Genomic DNA, 18,304 nt, shown 5'->3' on the forward strand with positions numbered 1-18,304 from the left:
TTAACAAGATGAAAAAAGTGACTGCCATGCTCTTCTCGATGGCCGTGGGGCTTAATGCCGTTTCGATGGCGGCAAAAGCGAAAGCGTCCGAGGAGCAGGAAACTGATGTACTGTTGATTGGCGGCGGCATTATGAGCGCCACGTTGGGGACCTATTTACGGGAGCTGGAGCCTGAATGGTCGATGACCATGGTGGAGCGCCTGGAGGGTGTCGCGCAGGAGAGTTCGAACGGCTGGAACAACGCCGGAACCGGGCATTCTGCGTTGATGGAACTGAACTACACCCCGCAAAACGCCGATGGTAGCATCAGTATCGAAAAAGCAGTCGCCATTAACGAAGCATTCCAGATTTCCCGCCAGTTCTGGGCGCACCAGGTCGAGCGCGGTGTGCTGCGTACTCCGCGTTCATTTATCAATACCGTTCCGCATATGAGCTTTGTCTGGGGCGAAGATAACGTCAACTTCCTGCGCGCCCGTTACGCGGCCTTGCAACAAAGTTCGTTGTTCCGCGGTATGCGTTACTCCGAAGATCACGCGCAAATCAAAGAGTGGGCGCCACTCGTGATGGAAGGACGCGATCCGCAGCAGAAAGTGGCAGCGACACGTACAGAAATCGGCACCGATGTAAACTATGGTGAAATCACTCGCCAATTAATTGCTTCCTTGCAGAAAAAATCTAACTTCTCGCTGCAACTCAGTAGCGAAGTCCGCGGCCTCAAACGTAATGACGACAACACCTGGACCGTCACCATTGCCGATCTGAAAAATGGCACTGTACAGAACATCCGCGCGAAATTTGTTTTTATCGGCGCGGGCGGTGCGGCGCTGAAGCTTTTGCAAGAATCCGGTATCCCGGAAGCGAAAGAGTACGCTGGTTTCCCGGTGGGGGGGCAGTTTCTCGTCTCGGAAAACCCTGACGTGGTTAACCGTCATCTGGCGAAGGTCTACGGTAAAGCCTCCGTGGGTGCACCGCCGATGTCTGTTCCGCATATTGACACCCGAGTTCTGGATGGTAAACGCGTGGTGCTTTTCGGGCCATTTGCTACTTTCTCAACCAAATTCCTCAAAAACGGTTCGCTGTGGGATCTGATGAGTTCCACCACAACGTCAAACGTGATGCCGATGATGCACGTTGGGCTGGATAATTTCGATCTGGTGAAATATCTGGTGAGTCAGGTGATGTTGAGTGAAGAGGATCGTTTTGCAGCGTTGAAAGAATACTATCCACAGGCGAAAAAAGAGGACTGGCGTTTGTGGCAAGCGGGGCAGCGCGTACAGATTATCAAGCGTGATGCCGAGAAAGGTGGCGTACTGCGTCTGGGAACAGAAGTGGTCAGTGACCAGCAAGGAACCATTGCCGCGCTGCTGGGGGCATCGCCGGGGGCGTCAACCGCCGCACCGATTATGTTGAACCTGCTGGAAAAAGTATTTGGCGATCGCGTTTCCAGCCCGCAATGGCAGGCCACGCTGAAAGCGATCGTTCCGTCTTATGGACGTAAGCTGAATGGTGATGTGGCAGCAACGGAACGTGAGTTGCAGTACACCAGCGAAGTGCTGGGGCTGAAATACGACAAGCCGCAGGCGGCAGACAGTACGCCGAAACCGCAGTTGAAACCGCAACCCGTTCAAAAAGAAGTGGCGGATATTGCGTTGTAATGATGTGCCACATCCGGCATGGTATGCCGGATGTGGTGTAGGCCTGATAAGACGCGCCAGCGTCGCATCAGGCACCCGGCTTGGGCGTCAAATGTCGGATGCGGCGTGACCACCTTATCCGACCTACGAGGTGCTGCACTTCACAACGGCGTAGCGGCGTAGGCCTGATAAGACGCGTCAGCGTCGCATCAGGCAACCGACTCGGGCGTTAGATGTCGGATGCGGTGTAACCGCCTTATCCGACCGATGGGCGGTACGCTGTGTTTAGCGAACTACCGCGTTGTCAATCTTCTCTTCCGCCTTCCAGATGCGGTACTTCACATCTACATTGTCTGGCGTATACACCACGATCGGCAGCTTGCTGTTGTAACGCAGCATTCCGGTATCGCCCAGATACGCGGTGACAAATTTCTTCTCTTTTTTGCCATCCGGGCAGGCCATCATCGTGGAAACCGGGGAGCTAACTTTATCAAAGACATAATAATCATAGCCCCAGCCTTCCAGCGTTTTGCTTTCCAGTTTTCCGCCGAGACGATGCAAATTGCAGTCAACTTCCAGCGTCTGACCGATTAACAGTTCTACTTTCAGGGTAGATTCATCTTCTTGCGGAGTTAACTGAATCACCTGACGCTTCATCCCTTTTTCAGCTTGCGGATAAGGGGCGATTTTTTCCAGTGGCTGGACGCTTTCTGCCGCCCAGGCTGAAGTTGTGGCGAAAGCGGCAAACAATACTGCAGGTAGAATAGTCTTCATTTTTGCTTTCCTTCTTCATTTATAGGTTTTCACCGATGATGTCGCTGAAGGTTAACATATTCATCAGATTTATTAATTTGCTTTATGAATAATGCATAGAATATTCAGACAACTTTACCTTCTCTTTTGGAGTTATATGCTGATGGATGGCGAAGGCTGGATAAATATCTTTGGTGAATTTATCGCTATGTAAAATTGTTTATAACCGTTTGAAATGTGAATAAAAGCCCATTTTTGCCAGCCTTCCCGCCACTCTTTTGATCCTGCTACAGGTTTTACCCCGATCGGGGTATGCATCTTTGACACATCCTTTAATATCTTAGCGCCTATAAAAATGGCTTATTAATTACGCGGTTTCTTTGGTCGCTCTCAATTTTCAGAGCGCGTTAATGATGGAAGGTCAATGTGAAGATTGATGCATCCCGTCGGGGCATACTCACTGGTCGCTGGCGCAAAGCCAGTAACGGTATCCGTCCGCCCTGGTCCGGTGATGAATCTCATTTTCTGACCCATTGCACCCGCTGCGATGCCTGTATTAATGCTTGTGAAAACAACATTCTGCAACGCGGCGCGGGTGGCTATCCGAGCGTTAATTTCAAAAATAACGAGTGCAGCTTCTGTTACGCCTGCGCGCAGGCTTGCCCCGAATCGCTATTTTCTCCGCGCCACACCAGGGCCTGGGATTTGCAGTTCACCATTGGGGACGCGTGCCTGGCGTATCAGTCAGTTGAATGCCGCCGCTGTCAGGATAGCTGTGAGCCAATGGCAATTATCTTTCGCCCGACGCTCTCCGGGATCTACCAGCCGCAACTTAATAGCCAACTTTGCAACGGATGTGGAGCATGTGCAGCCAGCTGTCCGGTATCAGCCATAACTGCGGAGTATCTCCATGCACACTAACTGGCAAGTTTGCAGCCTGGTCGTTCAGGCCAAAAGCGAACGAATTTCAGACATCAGCACCCAACTGAGCGCCTTTCCCGGCTGTGAAGTCGCTGTCAGCGACGCGCCAAGCGGTCAGTTGATTGTGGTGGTGGAAGCAGAAGACAGCGAAACGCTGATCCAAACCATTGAGTCAGTACGCAACGTAGAGGGCGTGCTGGCGGTGTCGCTGGTTTATCACCAGCAGGAAGAGCAAGGTGAGGAAACACCATGAAACTCAGTCGTCGTAGCTTTATGAAAGCTAACGCCGTTGCGGCCGCTGCGGCGGCTGCCGGTCTCAGCGTGCCGGGCGTTGCCCGCGCCGTTGTTGGTCAGCAGGAAGCCATCAAATGGGATAAAGCGCCGTGCCGTTTCTGCGGTACCGGTTGCGGCGTTCTGGTCGGAACGCAGCAGGGGCGTGTGGTGGCCTGTCAGGGCGACCCGGATGCACCGGTTAACCGTGGTCTGAACTGCATTAAGGGCTATTTCCTGCCCAAAATCATGTACGGTAAAGACCGTTTGACGCAGCCGCTTCTGCGTATGAAAAACGGTAAATATGACAAAGAAGGCGAATTTACCCCAATCACCTGGGATCAGGCCTTCGATGTGATGGAAGAGAAATTCAAAACCGCCCTGAAAGAAAAAGGGCCGGAATCGATCGGTATGTTCGGTTCTGGTCAGTGGACTATCTGGGAAGGTTATGCTGCGTCCAAGCTGTTTAAAGCGGGCTTCCGCTCGAACAACATCGACCCGAACGCGCGTCACTGTATGGCGTCGGCGGTGGTTGGCTTTATGCGTACCTTTGGTATGGATGAGCCGATGGGCTGCTATGACGATATCGAACAGGCTGACGCGTTTGTGCTGTGGGGCGCGAACATGGCGGAGATGCACCCGATTCTTTGGTCGCGCATCACTAACCGTCGTCTCTCTAACCAGAACGTCACCGTGGCGGTGCTTTCTACCTACCAGCATCGTAGCTTCGAGCTGGCGGATAACGGCATCATCTTTACGCCGCAATCTGACCTGGTGATCCTGAACTACATCGCCAACTATATCATTCAAAACAATGCGATAAATCAGGACTTCTTCAGCAAGCACGTTAACCTGCGCAAAGGGGCGACGGACATCGGCTACGGTTTACGTCCGACCCATCCGCTGGAAAAAGCAGCGAAGAATCCGGGTTCTGACGCCTCCGAACCGATGAGCTTCGAAGATTACAAAGCCTTCGTTGCCGAATATACGCTGGAAAAAACCGCCGAAATGACCGGCGTGCCGAAAGACCAGTTAGAACAACTGGCGCAGCTGTATGCCGATCCGAACAAGAAAGTCATCTCCTACTGGACGATGGGCTTCAACCAGCATACTCGTGGCGTGTGGGCCAACAACCTGGTCTACAACCTGCACTTGCTGACCGGCAAAATTTCCCAGCCGGGTTGCGGTCCGTTCTCCCTGACCGGGCAGCCTTCCGCGTGTGGTACTGCGCGTGAAGTGGGCACCTTTGCTCACCGTCTGCCTGCGGACATGGTGGTGACTAACGAGAAACATCGTGATATCTGCGAGAAGAAGTGGAATATCCCGAGCGGCACCATTCCGGCGAAAATCGGTCTGCACGCGGTGGCACAAGACCGTGCGCTGAAAGACGGCAAGCTGAATGTTTACTGGACCATGTGTACCAACAACATGCAGGCCGGGCCGAATATTAATGAGGAGCGTATGCCGGGCTGGCGCGATCCGCGCAACTTTATCATCGTCTCCGATCCGTATCCGACAGTCAGTGCGCTGGCCGCCGACTTGATCCTGCCGACCGCAATGTGGGTAGAGAAAGAGGGCGCTTACGGTAACGCCGAACGCCGTACTCAGTTCTGGCGTCAGCAGGTGCAGGCACCGGGTGAAGCGAAATCGGATCTCTGGCAGTTAGTCCAGTTCTCCCGCCGCTTCAAAACTGAAGAAGTATGGCCGGAAGAGCTGCTGGCGAAGAAACCGGAACTGCGTGGCAAAACGCTGTACGAAGTTCTGTATGCCACCCCCGAAGTGAGCAAATTTCCGGTATCCGAACTGGCGGAAGATCAGCTGAACGATGAATCCCGCGAGCTGGGCTTCTATCTGCAAAAAGGGCTGTTCGAAGAGTACGCATGGTTTGGTCGCGGTCACGGTCACGATCTCGCGCCGTTCGATGACTACCACAAAGCGCGCGGTCTGCGCTGGCCGGTGGTGAACGGTAAAGAAACGCAGTGGCGTTACAGCGAAGGTAACGACCCGTACGTGAAAGCGGGCGAAGGCTATAAGTTCTACGGTAAACCGGATGGCAAAGCGGTGATCTTCGCGCTGCCGTTCGAACCGGCGGCGGAAGCACCGGATGAAGAGTACGACCTGTGGCTCTCTACCGGACGCGTTCTGGAGCACTGGCACACCGGCAGTATGACTCGCCGTGTACCGGAACTGCACCGCGCCTTCCCGGAAGCGGTCCTGTTTATTCACCCGCTGGATGCGAAAGCGCGCGATCTGCGTCGTGGCGACAAAGTGAAAGTGGTTTCTCGCCGTGGCGAAGTGATCTCGATTGTCGAAACGCGCGGTCGTAACCGTCCGCCGCAGGGCCTGGTGTACATGCCGTTCTTCGACGCCGCACAGCTGGTTAACAAACTGACGCTGGACGCGACCGATCCGCTCTCGAAAGAGACGGACTTCAAGAAGTGCGCGGTCAAACTGGAGAAGGTGTAAGCCATTATGTCCCGGTCAGCGAAACCTCAAAATGGTCGCCGCCGCTTTCTGCGCGATGTTGTTCGCACAGCAGGCGGTCTGGCTGCCGTGGGTGTGGCGCTGGGGTTACAACAGCAAACCGCACGCGCATCTGGCGTGCGGTTGCGCCCGCCCGGAGCCATAAACGAGAACGCCTTTGCCAGTGCCTGTGTGCGTTGCGGTCAGTGTGTTCAGGCTTGCCCTTACGACACCTTAAAACTGGCGACGCTGGCCTCTGGTCTGTCGGCGGGCACGCCATATTTTGTCGCACGGGATATTCCTTGCGAAATGTGTGAGGACGTCCCGTGTGCCAAAGTATGCCCCAGCGGCGCGCTGGATCGTGAGATCGAATCGATCGACGACGCGCGGATGGGGCTGGCGGTGTTGGTGGACCAGGAAAACTGTCTCAACTTTCAGGGGCTGCGCTGTGATGTTTGTTATCGCGAATGCCCGAAAATTGATGAGGCAATCACCCTGGAGCTGGAGCGCAACACGCGTACCGGTAAGCACGCCCGTTTTCTGCCGACGGTTCACAGCGACGCCTGTACTGGCTGCGGTAAGTGCGAAAAGGTGTGTGTGCTGGAACAACCGGCAATCAAGGTGTTACCGCTGTCACTGGCGAAAGGGGAGTTAGGTCACCATTACCGCTTCGGCTGGCTGGAGGGGAACAATGGCAAATCGTAAACGTGACGCCGGGCGCGAGGCGCTGGAGAAAAAAGGCTGGTGGCGCAGTCACCGTTGGCTGGTGTTACGTCGCCTTTGTCAGTTCTTCGTGCTGGGGATGTTTTTGAGCGGCCCGTGGTTTGGTGTGTGGATCTTACATGGCAACTACAGCAGTAGCCTGTTATTCGACACCGTTCCGCTGACCGATCCGCTGATGACGCTGCAAAGCCTTGCCAGCGGTCATCTGCCTGCCACGGTGGCGCTGATCGGTGCGGTGATTATCACCGTGCTCTACGCCCTGGCAGGAAAGCGATTATTTTGCAGCTGGGTCTGCCCGCTGAACCCGATTACCGATTTAGCAAACTGGTTACGCAGACGATTTGATCTCAATCAGTCTGCGACGATCCCTCGCCACATTCGCTACGTGCTGTTGGTGGTCATTCTGGTGGGATCCGCCTTAACTGGCTCGCTCATCTGGGAATGGATCAACCCCGTATCTCTGATGGGGCGTAGCCTGGTAATGGGATTCGGCAGCGGCGCGCTGCTTATTCTCGCGCTGTTTTTATTTGATCTACTGGTCGTTGAACACGGCTGGTGCGGCCATATTTGTCCGGTCGGCGCGCTGTATGGCGTGTTGGGTAGCAAAGGTGTTGTCACCGTTGCGGCCACCGATCGACAGAAATGTAACCGCTGTATGGATTGTTTTCATGTTTGCCCGGAACCGCATGTGCTACGTGCCCCGGTGCTGGATGAACAAAGCCCGGTGCAGGTCACCAGCCGCGATTGCATGACATGCGGTCGCTGCGTGGATGTCTGTTCTGAGGATGTATTTACAATAACTACACGATGGAGTTCGGGAGCGAAATCATGAAAAGCCATGACCTGAAGAAAGCGCTGTGTCAATGGACGGCGATGCTGGCCCTGGTGGTGAGCGGCGCGGTTTGGGCGGCAAATGGCGTCGATTTTAGCCAGTCGCCGGAAGTATCCGGGACGCAGGAAGGGGCCATTCGGATGCCAAAAGAGCAGGATCGGATGCCGCTGAACTATGTGAATCAGCCGCCAATGATCCCGCATAGCGTTGAAGGTTATCAGGTAACGACCAATACCAACCGCTGCTTACAGTGCCACGGTGTTGAAAGCTATCGCACCACTGGCGCACCGCGCATCAGTCCTACTCACTTTATGGACAGCGACGGCAAAGTGGGCGCAGAAGTGGCTCCGCGTCGTTATTTCTGTCTGCAATGTCACGTACCGCAGGCCGATACCGCGCCAATCGTGGGGAATACCTTTACCCCATCAAAAGGTTACGGGAAATAAGAGGTTATTATGGGAAATTCTGACCGTAAGCCTGGTCTGATTAAGCGCCTGTGGAAATGGTGGCGTACCCCCAGCCGTCTGGCGCTGGGGACGCTGCTGTTGATCGGCTTTGTTGGCGGCATCGTCTTCTGGGGCGGCTTTAACACCGGGATGGAAAAAGCTAACACTGAAGAGTTTTGCATTAGCTGCCACGAAATGCGCAACACGGTGTATCAGGAATACATGGATTCCGTGCATTACAACAACCGTAGCGGCGTTCGTGCGACTTGTCCGGATTGTCACGTTCCGCACGAGTTTGTGCCGAAAATGATACGCAAGCTCAAAGCAAGTAAAGAGCTGTATGGTAAAATTCTGGGCGTTATTGACACGCCGCAGAAATTCGAAGCTCATCGCCTGACTATGGCACAGAATGAGTGGCGGCGAATGAAGGACAACAATTCGCAGGAGTGCCGTAACTGTCACAACTTCGAGTTTATGGATTTAACCGCCCAGAAAGGTGTTGCCGCGAAGATGCACGATCAAGCGGTGAAAGATGGGCAAACCTGTATTGACTGCCATAAAGGGATCGCGCACAAGCTACCCGATATGCGTGAAGTCGAACCAGGTTTTTAACAGGATGTCATTGCGTGGGGATGCTTGAAGCCAGAGAATTGCTCTGCGAGCGGGATGAACGAACCTTGTTTAGTGGTTTGTCATTTACGCTGAACGCAGGAGAGTGGGTACAAATCACCGGCAGCAACGGTGCGGGGAAGACAACGCTTCTTCGTCTGCTGACTGGGTTGTCTCGCCCTGACGCCGGTGAGGTTCTCTGGCAAGGGCAGCCCTTGCATCAGGTACGCGACAGCTACCATCAAAACCTGTTATGGATAGGCCATCAGCCGGGGATTAAAACCCGGCTGACGGCGTTAGAAAATCTGCACTTTTATCATCGCGATGGTGATACCGCACAATGTCTGGACGCCCTGGCGCAGGCCGGGCTTGCCGGATTCGAAGATATTCCCGTAAACCAGCTCTCTGCCGGGCAACAACGCCGCGTCGCGCTGGCGCGATTATGGCTGACCCGCGCTACGTTGTGGATCCTCGACGAACCTTTTACCGCGATTGACGTCAACGGCGTCGATCGTCTGACCCAGCGCATGGCGCAGCATACGGAGCAGGGGGGAATTGTGATTCTGACCACCCACCAGCCGCTCAACGTTGCTGAAAGTAAAATCCGCCGCATTTCTCTGACGCATACAAGGGGCGCATGATGTTCTGGCGCATTTTCCGTCTTGAGCTGCGCGTGGCGTTTCGCCATAGCGCCGAAATCGCTAACCCGCTGTGGTTCTTCCTGATTGTTATTACCCTTTTTCCACTTAGTATCGGTCCGGAGCCGCAATTGCTGGCGAGGATTGCACCGGGCATTATCTGGGTGGCGGCGCTGCTTTCCTCTTTGCTGGCGCTGGAGCGACTGTTTCGTGACGATTTGCAGGACGGCAGTCTTGAACAACTGATGTTGTTGCCATTACCCTTGCCCGCCGTTGTGCTGGCGAAGGTGATGGCGCACTGGATGGTGACAGGTTTGCCCCTGCTCATTCTCTCACCACTGGTGGCATTGCTACTGGGAATGGACGTGTACGGTTGGCAAGTGATGGCGCTTACGCTGTTGTTGGGAACCCCCACGCTTGGCTTTCTTGGTGCGCCAGGCGTGGCGCTGACGGTCGGACTTAAGCGCGGTGGAGTGCTACTCAGTATTCTCGTGTTACCACTCACCATCCCCTTACTCATCTTTGCCACTGCTGCGATGGACGCGGCTTCGATGCATTTGCCCGTGGACGGGTATCTGGCAATTTTAGGCGCGTTGCTGGCTGGCACCGCGACATTAAGTCCTTTTGCGACGGCGGCAGCGTTACGAATCAGCATTCAATAACGCTGGATTACTGATTTTTGTTCGAGTCTGGTATCGAAACTATGTGGAAAACACTACATCAACTGGCGATCCCTCCACGGTTATATCAAATCTGTGGCTGGTTTATACCGTGGCTGGCAATCGCCAGTGTGGTCGTGCTCACCGTCGGCTGGATCTGGGGATTCGGCTTTGCTCCGGCTGATTATCAGCAAGGAAATAGCTATCGCATTATTTATCTACATGTGCCAGCGGCAATCTGGTCGATGGGTATTTATGCCTCGATGGCGGTAGCGGCGTTCATCGGTCTTGTCTGGCAGATGAAAATGGCTAACCTGGCGGTCGCGGCGATGGCGCCTATTGGCGCGGTATTTACTTTTATTGCCCTGGTTACTGGCTCTGCATGGGGAAAACCGATGTGGGGCACCTGGTGGGTGTGGGACGCGCGTCTGACTTCTGAACTGGTGCTGCTGTTTTTGTATGTTGGTGTGATTGCCCTGTGGCACGCCTTCGACGACCGCCGTCTGGCGGGCCGTGCGGCAGGTATTCTGGTGCTAATTGGCGTGGTGAACCTGCCGATAATTCATTATTCCGTGGAGTGGTGGAACACCCTACATCAGGGATCAACGCGGATGCAGCAAAGTATCGATCCGGCAATGCGTTCGCCGCTGCGCTGGTCGATTTTTGGCTTCCTGCTGCTTTCTGCCACGCTGACGCTAATGCGGATGCGCAATTTGATTTTGCTGATGGAAAAACGCCGTCCGTGGGTGAGTGAACTGATACTGAAAAGAGGCCGTAAATGACCCCTGCATTTGCTTCCTGGAATGAATTTTTCGCAATGGGCGGTTACGCCTTTTTTGTCTGGCTGGCGGTGGTGATGACCGTTATTCCGCTGGTGGCTTTGGTCGTGCACTCGGTGATGCAGCATCGCGCAATTCTGCGTGGCGTGGCGCAGCAGCGGGCGCGTGAGGCGCGTTTACGTGCTGCGCAACAGCAGGAGGCTGCATGAATATTCGCCGTAAAAACCGCTTGTGGATTGCCTGCGCCGTGTTGGCAGGTTTGGCGCTGACCATCGGTCTGGTGCTGTATGCGCTGCGCTCTAATATCGATCTTTTCTATACACCGGGAGAAATTCTCTACGGTAAGCGTGAAACGCAGCAGATGCCGGAAGTTGGTCAGCGTCTGCGCGTGGGCGGGATGGTGATGCCGGGTAGCGTGCAGCGCGATCCTGACTCACTGAAAGTGACGTTTACCATTTACGATGCTGAAGGCTCAGTGGATGTCTCTTACGAAGGCATTTTGCCGGACCTGTTCCGTGAAGGGCAGGGCGTTGTGGTTCAGGGCGAGCTGGAAAAAGGCAATCATATCCTCGCGAAAGAAGTACTGGCGAAACACGACGAAAATTACACGCCGCCAGAAGTTGAAAAGGCGATGGATGCTAACCATCGTCGCCCGGCAAGTGCTTATAAGGATCCCGCATCATGATGCCAGAAATTGGTAACGGACTGCTGTGCCTGGCGTTAGGGATTGCACTTTTGCTGTCTGTTTATCCGCTATGGGGTGTGGCGCGTGGAGATGCGCGGATGATGGCCTCCTCCCGGCTGTTTGCCTGGCTGCTGTTTATGTGCGTGGCTGGCGCGTTTCTGGTGCTGGTTAACGCCTTCGTGGTAAACGACTTCACCGTCACCTATGTTGCCAGTAACTCCAATACCCAGCTTCCGGTGTGGTATCGCGTGGCGGCCACGTGGGGGGCGCATGAAGGTTCGCTACTGCTGTGGGTGCTGCTAATGAGCGGCTGGACGTTTGCGGTAGCGATTTTTAGCCAGCGTATTCCGCTGGATATTGTGGCGCGCGTACTGGCGGTAATGGGGATGGTCAGCGTCGGCTTTTTGCTGTTCATTCTCTTTACCTCTAACCCGTTCTCACGCACATTGCCGAACTTCCCGATTGAAGGGCGCGACCTTAACCCGTTGTTGCAGGATCCGGGGCTGATCTTCCATCCGCCTCTGCTTTATATGGGGTACGTTGGTTTCTCGGTGGCGTTTGCTTTTGCTATTGCTTCTTTGCTGAGTGGGCGTCTGGACAGCACTTATGCGCGTTTTACTCGTCCGTGGACGCTGGCAGCGTGGATCTTCCTGACGCTCGGTATCGTACTCGGTTCCGCGTGGGCCTATTACGAACTCGGCTGGGGCGGTTGGTGGTTCTGGGATCCGGTAGAAAATGCCTCGTTTATGCCGTGGCTGGTGGGGACTGCGCTGATGCACTCGCTGGCGGTCACTGAACAACGCGCCAGCTTCAAAGCGTGGACATTACTGCTGGCAATCAGTGCCTTCTCGCTGTGTCTGCTGGGGACTTTCCTGGTGCGTTCTGGCGTGCTGGTATCGGTACACGCGTTTGCGTCTGATCCGGCGCGCGGTATGTTTATCCTCGCCTTTATGGTGCTGGTGATTGGCGGTTCGCTGCTGCTGTTTGCCGCGCGTGGACACAAAGTTCGCTCATGCGTAAACAATGCGCTGTGGTCGCGGGAATCTTTGCTGCTAGCGAACAACGTTTTGCTGGTCGCCGCGATGCTGGTGGTATTGCTGGGGACGCTGCTACCGCTGGTGCACAAGCAACTGGGACTGGGCAGTATTTCGATTGGCGAACCGTTCTTCAACAGCATGTTTACCTGGCTGATGGTGCCATTTGCACTGGTGCTGGGCATTGGTCCGCTGGTGCGCTGGGGGCGCGACCGACCGCGTAAAATCCGCAATTTATTGATTATCGCCTTCATCTCTACGCTGGTGCTGTCTCTGCTGTTGCCGTGGCTGTTTGAGAGCAAAGTTGTGGCGATGACGGTGCTCGGCCTGGCAATGGCCTGCTGGATTGCGGTGCTGGCAATTGCGGAGCTGCGCTGCGTATTTCACGCGGCACGAAAACCACCTTCAGTTATTGGGGGATGGTGGCGGCTCACCTGGGGCTGGCGGTAACAATTGTTGGCATTGCCTTTAGCCAGAACTATAGCGTCGAGCGTGATGTGCGCATGAAGCCCGGCGATAGCGTCGATATTCATGAATATCGCTTCACCTTCCGTGATGTCAAAGAGGTGACTGGCCCGAACTGGCGCGGCGGTGTGGCGACTATCGGCGTAACGCGAGATGGCAAGCCGGAAACGGTGCTGTATGCGGAAAAACGTTATTACAACACTGCCGGGTCGATGATGACCGAAGCGGCGATTGACGGCGGCATCACTCGTGATCTGTACGCCGCGCTCGGTGAAGAGCTGGAAAACGGCGCGTGGGCTGTGCGCCTTTACTACAAACCGTTTGTTCGCTGGATTTGGGCGGGCGGGCTGATGATGGCATTGGGCGGACTGCTGTGTCTGTTTGATCCTCGCTATCGTAAGCGCGTGAGTCCGCAAAAAACTGCGCCGGAGGCTGTATGAAGCGCAAAGTATTGTTAATTCCGTTGATTATCTTCCTGGCGATTGCCGCGGCGCTGCTGTGGCAGCTGGCGCGTAATGCCGAAGGGGATGATCCGACCAATCTGGAATCGGCGCTCATTGGCAAGCCTGTGCCGAAATTTCGCCTCGAATCACTGGACAATCCGGGGCAGTTTTATCAGGCGGATGTGCTGACTCAGGGCAAACCGGTGCTGCTTAACGTCTGGGCGACCTGGTGTCCGACCTGCCGTGCGGAACATCAATATCTGAATCAGCTTTCTGCGCAGGGCATTCGCGTGGTCGGCATGAACTATAAAGACGATCGCCAGAAGGCAATCAGCTGGCTGAAAGAGCTGGGCAATCCTTACGCGCTAAGCCTGTTTGATGGCGACGGCATGTTAGGGCTGGATCTCGGTGTCTATGGCGCGCCGGAAACGTTCCTTATTGACGGCAACGGCATCATTCGCTATCGCCATGCGGGCGATCTCAATCCTCGCGTCTGGGAAGAAGAGATCAAGCCGCTGTGGGAGAAATACAGTAAGGAGGCCGCACAATGAGGTTTTTATTGGGTGTGCTGATGCTGATGATCTCCGGTTCAGCGCTGGCGACCATCGATGTGTTGCAGTTTAAGGATGAAGCGCAGGAACAGCAGTTTCGCCAACTCACTGAAGAACTACGCTGCCCGAAATGCCAGAACAACAGCATTGCCGATTCTAACTCGATGATTGCGACCGACCTGCGCCAGAAAGTGTACGAACTGATGCAGGAAGGTAAAAGCAAGCAGGAGATTGTCGATTATATGGTGGCGCGTTACGGCAACTTCGTCACTTACGATCCGCCGTTAACGCCGCTGACCGTCTTGCTGTGGGTGCTGCCAGTGGTAGCTATTGGTATCGGCGGTTGGGTTATTTATGCCCGCTCGCGGCGGCGTGTACGGCTGGCAGTGGAGGAGTTTCCTGAACAAAGCGTGCCTGAAGGTAAGCGTGCCGGATTTGCTGTTTACCTGCCGGGTATTGTTGTGGCGTTGATTGTGGCAGGTGTCGGCTACTACCAGACTGGCAATTATCAGCAGGTAAAAATCTGGCAGCAGGCCACGGCGCAGGCTCCGGCATTGCTGGACAGGGCGCTGGATCCGAAAGCCGATCCGCTCAACGAAGAAGAGATGTCGCGCCTTGCACTTGGAATGCGTACTCAACTGCAAAAAAATCCGGGAGATATAGAAGGCTGGATTATGTTGGGCCGTGTTGGGATGGCGCTGGGTAACGCCAGTATCGCGACCGATGCATACGCCACTGCGTATCGCCTCGATCCGAAGAACAGTGATGCCGCACTGGGTTACGCGGAAGCGTTGACACGTTCATCTGATCCCAGCGACAACCGCCTCGGCGGCGAACTGCTACGCCAGTTGGTAAGAACGGACCACAGCAATATTCGTGTGTTAAGTATGTATGCGTTTAATGCCTTTGAGCAGCAGCGATTTGGCGAAGCCGTTGCTGCGTGGGAGATGATGTTGAAACTCTTACCTGCCAACGATACTCGCCGTGCGGTGATTGAACGCAGTATCGCGCAGGCGATGCAGCATTTATCACCACACGAAAGTAAATAAGAAGAAGCCCGATGGTGATGCCATCGGGGCCAGATTGATAACAAAGTGCGCTTTGTTTATGCCGGATGCGGCGTAAACGCTTTATCCGACCTACAAAATCGTGCGAATTCAATACATTGCTCGATCCGCGTAGGCCTGATAAGCGTAGCGCATCAGGCAGTTTTGCGTTTGTCATCAATATCAGCCCGATGGTAAATCCATCGGGCTATTTTTTTATTGCGCCCCGCGTTGTTGCAGGAACAGAATGGTGGCCGCCACGCGTGAGCGGACGTTGAGTTTACGCAGCAGATTGCGGATATGGACTTTTACCGTCTGCTCAGAAATATTCAGTACCGAAGCGATCTGCTTATTGGACAGTCCTTGTGCCAGTTCGTGCAGAACATCTAATTCACGCTCCGTTAGCACGCTGAAGGGGTCTTCTTCAGCGCCAAACATTTCACGCTCGCGTAAGTACTGACTGACGCGTTCACTAAAGACTTTGCTACCTTTTGCTCCGGCGCGAATCGCTTCCAGCAACACTTCCGGATCGCTATCTTTCAACAGATAACCGTCAGCGCCTGCGTCTATCAATGCAAAGATATCGCTGGAGGCATCTGAAACGGTCAGGATTATAATTTGCGCGGTAACGCCATCCCTGCGCAAGGCATTGAGGGTATCCAGGCCACTCATACCTTTCATATTGAGATCCAGCAAGATCACGTCGATATCCAGTCTATTCGCCAGATCGATAGCACTAGCGCCGTCGCCTGCTTCGGCGACCACTTCAAAGCCAGGGTCAAGCTCCAGTAACTGACGAACACCGCGTCGCATAAGTGGATGATCATCCACAATCAGCACCTGAAAAGGCGTTGCTTCAGGCATAGTAGTCTCCTGAGGTTTTATTAGAATCATTATGTTTGAGCGTAGCGTTGGTTACGCTACCAGGCGCGTGAATGTTACCCCATTTTATGTATGGGCATGTAGTGAAAACTGTAAGTGTGGGTAGAAGGGGTATGACGTAGATATAAAAAAACCAACCTTTGCGGTTGGTTTTCTTGGGATTTTGGTCGGCACGAGAGGATTTGAACCTCCGACCCCCGACACCCCATGACGGTGCGCTACCAGGCTGCGCTACGTGCCGACTCGTGGCTGCTTATACTACCGTTTTCCACACCGATTGCAAGTAAGATATTTTGCTAACTGATTTATAATTAATCAGTTAGCGATAAAACGCTTCTCGTCTGTCAGCACCTGCAATAACAAACTCAACTGTGGTTTTTCGTCTCTCACTCTTTCACCACGTAAGTTGTAAGTGCGGTATTTACCGTTATTGTTCAGTACTAGCGTCATTTTCGGTGTGGTAATTGCCAGCGTATCGTTATCCGCGGCTGTTACCCAGTAATGACGGCGCTCAGGGTTGAACAAGTCCTGACCTTGTGAGTATTCGCTGGCAGGCGTACTGACGTGTAGCAGGCGTTGCATCAGCGTGGTCATAAGATCAGTATGATCGGTCAAGGCATTAATACGCTGTGCCGGTGTGCCTGGCCAGTGAATGACTAATGGCACCTGAAGATGGCCACGTGACCAGTCAAAGGTTTCTTCATCTTCGCTCAGCGGAATGCCGCGACCAGCAGTGATAATCACCACCGTGTTGTCCAGTTTCCCGGATTCACGTAACGCATTCAGGACGCGATTGATCTGGTCATCAACATTGCCTGCCGCGCGGCTATATTTCCGGGCAAATGCTTGCTGATTGCTGTCGTCAATATTGGTGCCATTGAAAGATACCCAAGAGAACCAGCGGTTATCTTCTTGCGCGTAGCGGCCAAGCCAGTTGATCCACTGCGTGGCGGTCTGCTCATCGGATTGTGTATGTACGCTCGGCATCGAGAAGTCTGACAACAATGCCTGGCGATACAGCGGACTGGTAAAGCCATCTGACGAGAATAAACCCAACTGATAGCCTTGCTGGTTGAGCGCGGTAATTAACGCCGCAGGCGTACGGGTCGACAGAATACCGTCCATATAGCTTGGCGAGATACCATAGAACAAGCCAAAGATACCGTTGTCGGTGGTGTTGCCGGAACTCAAATGGCGCGTGAACGAAATATTTTGTTCGGCAAAACCCGCCAGTGCAGGCATCTGCTTCTCGTAGCGTGAGTAGTTCAGGCCATCGACAGTAATCAACAACACATTTTGCCCGGTGCCCATATCGCGGTAGCGCAATTCGCTTAACGGATACTGTACGGAAACAGCGTCTGGATTGCCTTGCTCGATCAGACGGCGTTGATACTCCTGCGCATCAAGCAGACCATGCTTCTCAAGAAAACGTCGCGCCGTCATTGGGTACGAAAGCGGCAGGTTAGCGCGCTGCATGGTGATAGGGCGATAGAAGTTAGCATCGGCCCAGATATACACCATGTGTGAGGCGATAAAGGCGATAAATAAGAATGCGGCCAGCGGACGGGCGAAGCGTCGACGACGCGTCAGACTGCGCAGCTTTTGCCAGCTCCACGTCGCAAACACCAGTTCAATCAATAAAATAACTGGCACGCTGATAAACATTAGCTGCCAGTCGCGCGCCATCTCATTCTCGTCCGGATTGATAACCAACTGCCAGACGATGGGATTAAGATGGAGATGGAAACGGGTAAAGACTTCGCTGTCGATCAGTAACAGCGTCATTCCCACAGTGGCCAGAATGACGGACAAAAACCTCATTAGCCTCTGTGAGCCGACGATAAAGGTCAGCGGGAAGAGGATCAGCAAATAGGTGGCGAACACCAGAAAGCTGAAGTGGCCGATAATGCTTACATAGGAATAAATACGACCCGCAAGCGTTGTCGGCCAGTCGGCGATAAACAGGTAACGACTGCCAATGACAAGTGAGAGCAGAATGTTGAACAGTGCAAACCAGTGCCCCCAGCTGACCATCTGGGAGACTTTTTCACGGTAGCGCTGACGATGAGTTACCATAACCTGTTATCTGTTTCCCTTAGTGCGCTTTGTCTTCGTTGATCGAGGACTGCAAAGCGCGGGCAAAAGAGTTGGCAATTGCCTGGCGTTGAGCGGGGCAATGCTGGTATTGATAAGGTTAGTGACCATGTTGCCTAACACCATCAGGGAAAGGTCGGTCGGAGCCTTATGTTTTTCCAGTACGTTGAGCAGCTCTGCGAGCAATTGTTCAACCTGTTCATCACTGTAGCGGGAAATTTGTGGCATAAATCGAAATCAGTTAGTTGATGAAAGTGCAACATATTACCGTAGCAACGGTTTTTTTTCTGCTTTTTTATGCTTTCAATCATTCTCCTTACGCAGCCTTCTGTAAAATGGCCGCCAACTTTTATTGCGTCGCTTTACCGGTGGTGGTT

General features: G+C 53.9%; 19 protein-coding genes, 1 tRNA gene and 2 pseudogenes. 16 read left to right on the forward strand and 6 right to left on the reverse strand.

Translation table 11 applies throughout. From position 1 onward, the window contains the following. Positions 1–8: 8 nt before the first annotated feature. Positions 9–1,655, forward strand: a complete 1,647-nt coding sequence (gene mqo, locus CRI63_RS16635) for a malate dehydrogenase (quinone) (protein ID WP_135520157.1) — start codon at positions 9–11, stop codon at positions 1,653–1,655. Positions 1,656–1,919: 264 nt separating this feature from the next. Here the strand turns inward: mqo and eco are convergent, their stop codons facing one another. Both eco and CRI63_RS24755 read right to left on the reverse strand, forming a co-directional pair. Then, entirely contained in the window at positions 1,920–2,408 is a 489-nt protein-coding gene (gene eco / locus CRI63_RS16640; protein WP_130207134.1) for a serine protease inhibitor ecotin, read from the reverse strand. A gap of 132 nt (positions 2,409–2,540) precedes the next feature. Then, positions 2,541–2,705: a hypothetical protein gene (locus CRI63_RS24755; protein ID WP_276319961.1), complete on the reverse strand. Its 165-nt coding sequence runs from the start codon at positions 2,703–2,705 to the stop codon at positions 2,541–2,543. Between the two features lie 108 nt (positions 2,706–2,813). On the opposite strand from CRI63_RS24755, the gene napF reads away from it, so the two are divergent. The 15 genes and pseudogenes from napF (at position 2,814) to ccmH (ending at position 14,954) form a co-directional block, all read left to right on the forward strand. Beyond that, positions 2,814–3,308: a ferredoxin-type protein NapF gene (gene napF, locus CRI63_RS16645; RefSeq protein ID WP_000686723.1), complete on the forward strand. Its 495-nt coding sequence runs from the start codon at positions 2,814–2,816 to the stop codon at positions 3,306–3,308. Further along, on the forward strand, positions 3,298–3,561 hold the full coding sequence (napD, locus tag CRI63_RS16650; RefSeq protein WP_135520159.1) for a chaperone NapD: 264 nt from the start codon (positions 3,298–3,300) through the stop codon (positions 3,559–3,561). The genes napF and napD overlap by 11 nt, the downstream gene beginning before the upstream one ends. Next, on the forward strand, positions 3,558–6,044 hold the full coding sequence (napA, locus tag CRI63_RS16655) for a periplasmic nitrate reductase subunit alpha (RefSeq protein WP_000778067.1): 2,487 nt from the start codon (positions 3,558–3,560) through the stop codon (positions 6,042–6,044). Before napD ends, napA begins: the two co-directional genes overlap by 4 nt. A gap of 6 nt (positions 6,045–6,050) precedes the next feature. After that, on the forward strand, positions 6,051–6,746 hold the full coding sequence (napG, locus tag CRI63_RS16660; protein ID WP_000091300.1) for a ferredoxin-type protein NapG: 696 nt from the start codon (positions 6,051–6,053) through the stop codon (positions 6,744–6,746). Continuing rightward, on the forward strand, positions 6,733–7,596 hold the full coding sequence (gene napH, locus CRI63_RS16665) for a quinol dehydrogenase ferredoxin subunit NapH (protein WP_135520161.1): 864 nt from the start codon (positions 6,733–6,735) through the stop codon (positions 7,594–7,596). The genes napG and napH overlap by 14 nt, the downstream gene beginning before the upstream one ends. After that, positions 7,593–8,042: a nitrate reductase cytochrome c-type subunit gene (napB, locus tag CRI63_RS16670; protein ID WP_000835174.1), complete on the forward strand. Its 450-nt coding sequence runs from the start codon at positions 7,593–7,595 to the stop codon at positions 8,040–8,042. Before napH ends, napB begins: the two co-directional genes overlap by 4 nt. 9 nt (positions 8,043–8,051) lie before the next feature. Then, positions 8,052–8,654: a cytochrome c-type protein NapC gene (gene napC, locus CRI63_RS16675; RefSeq protein ID WP_130207128.1), complete on the forward strand. Its 603-nt coding sequence runs from the start codon at positions 8,052–8,054 to the stop codon at positions 8,652–8,654. A 14-nt stretch (positions 8,655–8,668) separates the two neighbouring features. Further along, positions 8,669–9,292, forward strand: coding sequence for a cytochrome c biogenesis heme-transporting ATPase CcmA (ccmA, locus tag CRI63_RS16680; protein ID WP_214678548.1), 624 nt, complete (start codon positions 8,669–8,671; stop codon positions 9,290–9,292). After that, complete coding sequence (gene ccmB / locus CRI63_RS16685; RefSeq protein WP_000971724.1) at positions 9,289–9,951, forward strand: heme exporter protein CcmB; 663 nt, start codon at positions 9,289–9,291, stop codon at positions 9,949–9,951. The genes ccmA and ccmB overlap by 4 nt, the downstream gene beginning before the upstream one ends. Before the next feature lie 41 nt (positions 9,952–9,992). Beyond that, positions 9,993–10,730 carry a heme exporter protein CcmC gene (gene ccmC / locus CRI63_RS16690; protein ID WP_001295447.1) on the forward strand — a complete coding sequence of 246 codons (738 nt, stop codon included), beginning with the start codon at positions 9,993–9,995 and terminating at the stop codon, positions 10,728–10,730. After that, entirely contained in the window at positions 10,727–10,936 is a 210-nt protein-coding gene (gene ccmD / locus CRI63_RS16695) for a heme exporter protein CcmD (RefSeq protein WP_032184639.1), read from the forward strand. Before ccmC ends, ccmD begins: the two co-directional genes overlap by 4 nt. Beyond that, positions 10,933–11,412 (forward strand): cytochrome c maturation protein CcmE, encoded by a 480-nt coding sequence (gene ccmE, locus CRI63_RS16700; RefSeq protein WP_130221898.1) that lies wholly within the window; start codon positions 10,933–10,935, stop codon positions 11,410–11,412. Before ccmD ends, ccmE begins: the two co-directional genes overlap by 4 nt. Then, positions 11,409–13,351 (forward strand): annotated as a pseudogene (gene ccmF / locus CRI63_RS16705) (cytochrome c-type biogenesis heme lyase CcmF). The gene ccmE and the pseudogene ccmF overlap by 4 nt, the downstream one beginning before the upstream one ends. Then, positions 13,348–13,905, forward strand: coding sequence for a thiol:disulfide interchange protein DsbE (gene dsbE / locus CRI63_RS16710; RefSeq protein ID WP_000824439.1), 558 nt, complete (start codon positions 13,348–13,350; stop codon positions 13,903–13,905). Before ccmF ends, dsbE begins: the two are co-directional and overlap by 4 nt. Next, positions 13,902–14,954 (forward strand): cytochrome c-type biogenesis thiol:disulfide oxidoreductase CcmH, encoded by a 1,053-nt coding sequence (gene ccmH / locus CRI63_RS16715; protein WP_130217086.1) that lies wholly within the window; start codon positions 13,902–13,904, stop codon positions 14,952–14,954. The genes dsbE and ccmH overlap by 4 nt, the downstream gene beginning before the upstream one ends. A gap of 213 nt (positions 14,955–15,167) precedes the next feature. Here ccmH and narP read toward each other — a convergent pair whose 3' ends face one another. The 4 genes and pseudogenes from narP to CRI63_RS16735 form a co-directional block, all read right to left on the reverse strand. Then, the gene (narP, locus tag CRI63_RS16720) at positions 15,168–15,815 is read right to left on the reverse strand and encodes a nitrate/nitrite response regulator protein NarP (protein ID WP_064526779.1); all 648 of its coding nucleotides are present in this window, start codon (positions 15,813–15,815) and stop codon (positions 15,168–15,170) included. 182 nt (positions 15,816–15,997) lie between these two features. Further along, positions 15,998–16,074 (reverse strand) — tRNA-Pro (locus tag CRI63_RS16725). A gap of 74 nt (positions 16,075–16,148) precedes the next feature. Then, positions 16,149–17,909: an LPS biosynthesis-modulating metalloenzyme YejM gene (yejM, locus tag CRI63_RS16730; protein WP_130257505.1), complete on the reverse strand. Its 1,761-nt coding sequence runs from the start codon at positions 17,907–17,909 to the stop codon at positions 16,149–16,151. Between the two features lie 19 nt (positions 17,910–17,928). Beyond that, a pseudogene (locus CRI63_RS16735) lies at positions 17,929–18,155 on the reverse strand (YejL family protein). Positions 18,156–18,304 lie beyond the last annotated feature (149 nt).

This window comes from Escherichia sp. E2661 (genome assembly GCF_004745185.1).
Lineage (GTDB): Bacteria > Pseudomonadota > Gammaproteobacteria > Enterobacterales > Enterobacteriaceae > Escherichia.

Excerpts from the sequence above, each read along its gene's own strand:
- yejM (WP_130257505.1), bottom strand. The coding sequence starts at position 17,909 with ATGGTAACTCATCGTCAGCGCTACCGTGAAAAAGTCTCCCAGATGGTC.
- napD (WP_135520159.1), top strand. The coding sequence starts at position 3,298 with ATGCACACTAACTGGCAAGTTTGCAGCCTGGTCGTTCAGGCCAAAAGC.
- CRI63_RS24755 (WP_276319961.1), bottom strand. The coding sequence starts at position 2,705 with ATGCATACCCCGATCGGGGTAAAACCTGTAGCAGGATCAAAAGAGTGG.
- napB (WP_000835174.1), top strand. The coding sequence starts at position 7,593 with ATGAAAAGCCATGACCTGAAGAAAGCGCTGTGTCAATGGACGGCGATG.
- ccmC (WP_001295447.1), top strand. The coding sequence starts at position 9,993 with ATGTGGAAAACACTACATCAACTGGCGATCCCTCCACGGTTATATCAA.
- narP (WP_064526779.1), bottom strand. The coding sequence starts at position 15,815 with ATGCCTGAAGCAACGCCTTTTCAGGTGCTGATTGTGGATGATCATCCA.
- mqo (WP_135520157.1), top strand. The coding sequence starts at position 9 with ATGAAAAAAGTGACTGCCATGCTCTTCTCGATGGCCGTGGGGCTTAAT.
- ccmE (WP_130221898.1), top strand. The coding sequence starts at position 10,933 with ATGAATATTCGCCGTAAAAACCGCTTGTGGATTGCCTGCGCCGTGTTG.
- napG (WP_000091300.1), top strand. The coding sequence starts at position 6,051 with ATGTCCCGGTCAGCGAAACCTCAAAATGGTCGCCGCCGCTTTCTGCGC.
- napC (WP_130207128.1), top strand. The coding sequence starts at position 8,052 with ATGGGAAATTCTGACCGTAAGCCTGGTCTGATTAAGCGCCTGTGGAAA.
- napH (WP_135520161.1), top strand. The coding sequence starts at position 6,733 with ATGGCAAATCGTAAACGTGACGCCGGGCGCGAGGCGCTGGAGAAAAAA.
- ccmB (WP_000971724.1), top strand. The coding sequence starts at position 9,289 with ATGATGTTCTGGCGCATTTTCCGTCTTGAGCTGCGCGTGGCGTTTCGC.
- eco (WP_130207134.1), bottom strand. The coding sequence starts at position 2,408 with ATGAAGACTATTCTACCTGCAGTATTGTTTGCCGCTTTCGCCACAACT.
- napA (WP_000778067.1), top strand. The coding sequence starts at position 3,558 with ATGAAACTCAGTCGTCGTAGCTTTATGAAAGCTAACGCCGTTGCGGCC.
- ccmD (WP_032184639.1), top strand. The coding sequence starts at position 10,727 with ATGACCCCTGCATTTGCTTCCTGGAATGAATTTTTCGCAATGGGCGGT.
- dsbE (WP_000824439.1), top strand. The coding sequence starts at position 13,348 with ATGAAGCGCAAAGTATTGTTAATTCCGTTGATTATCTTCCTGGCGATT.
- ccmH (WP_130217086.1), top strand. The coding sequence starts at position 13,902 with ATGAGGTTTTTATTGGGTGTGCTGATGCTGATGATCTCCGGTTCAGCG.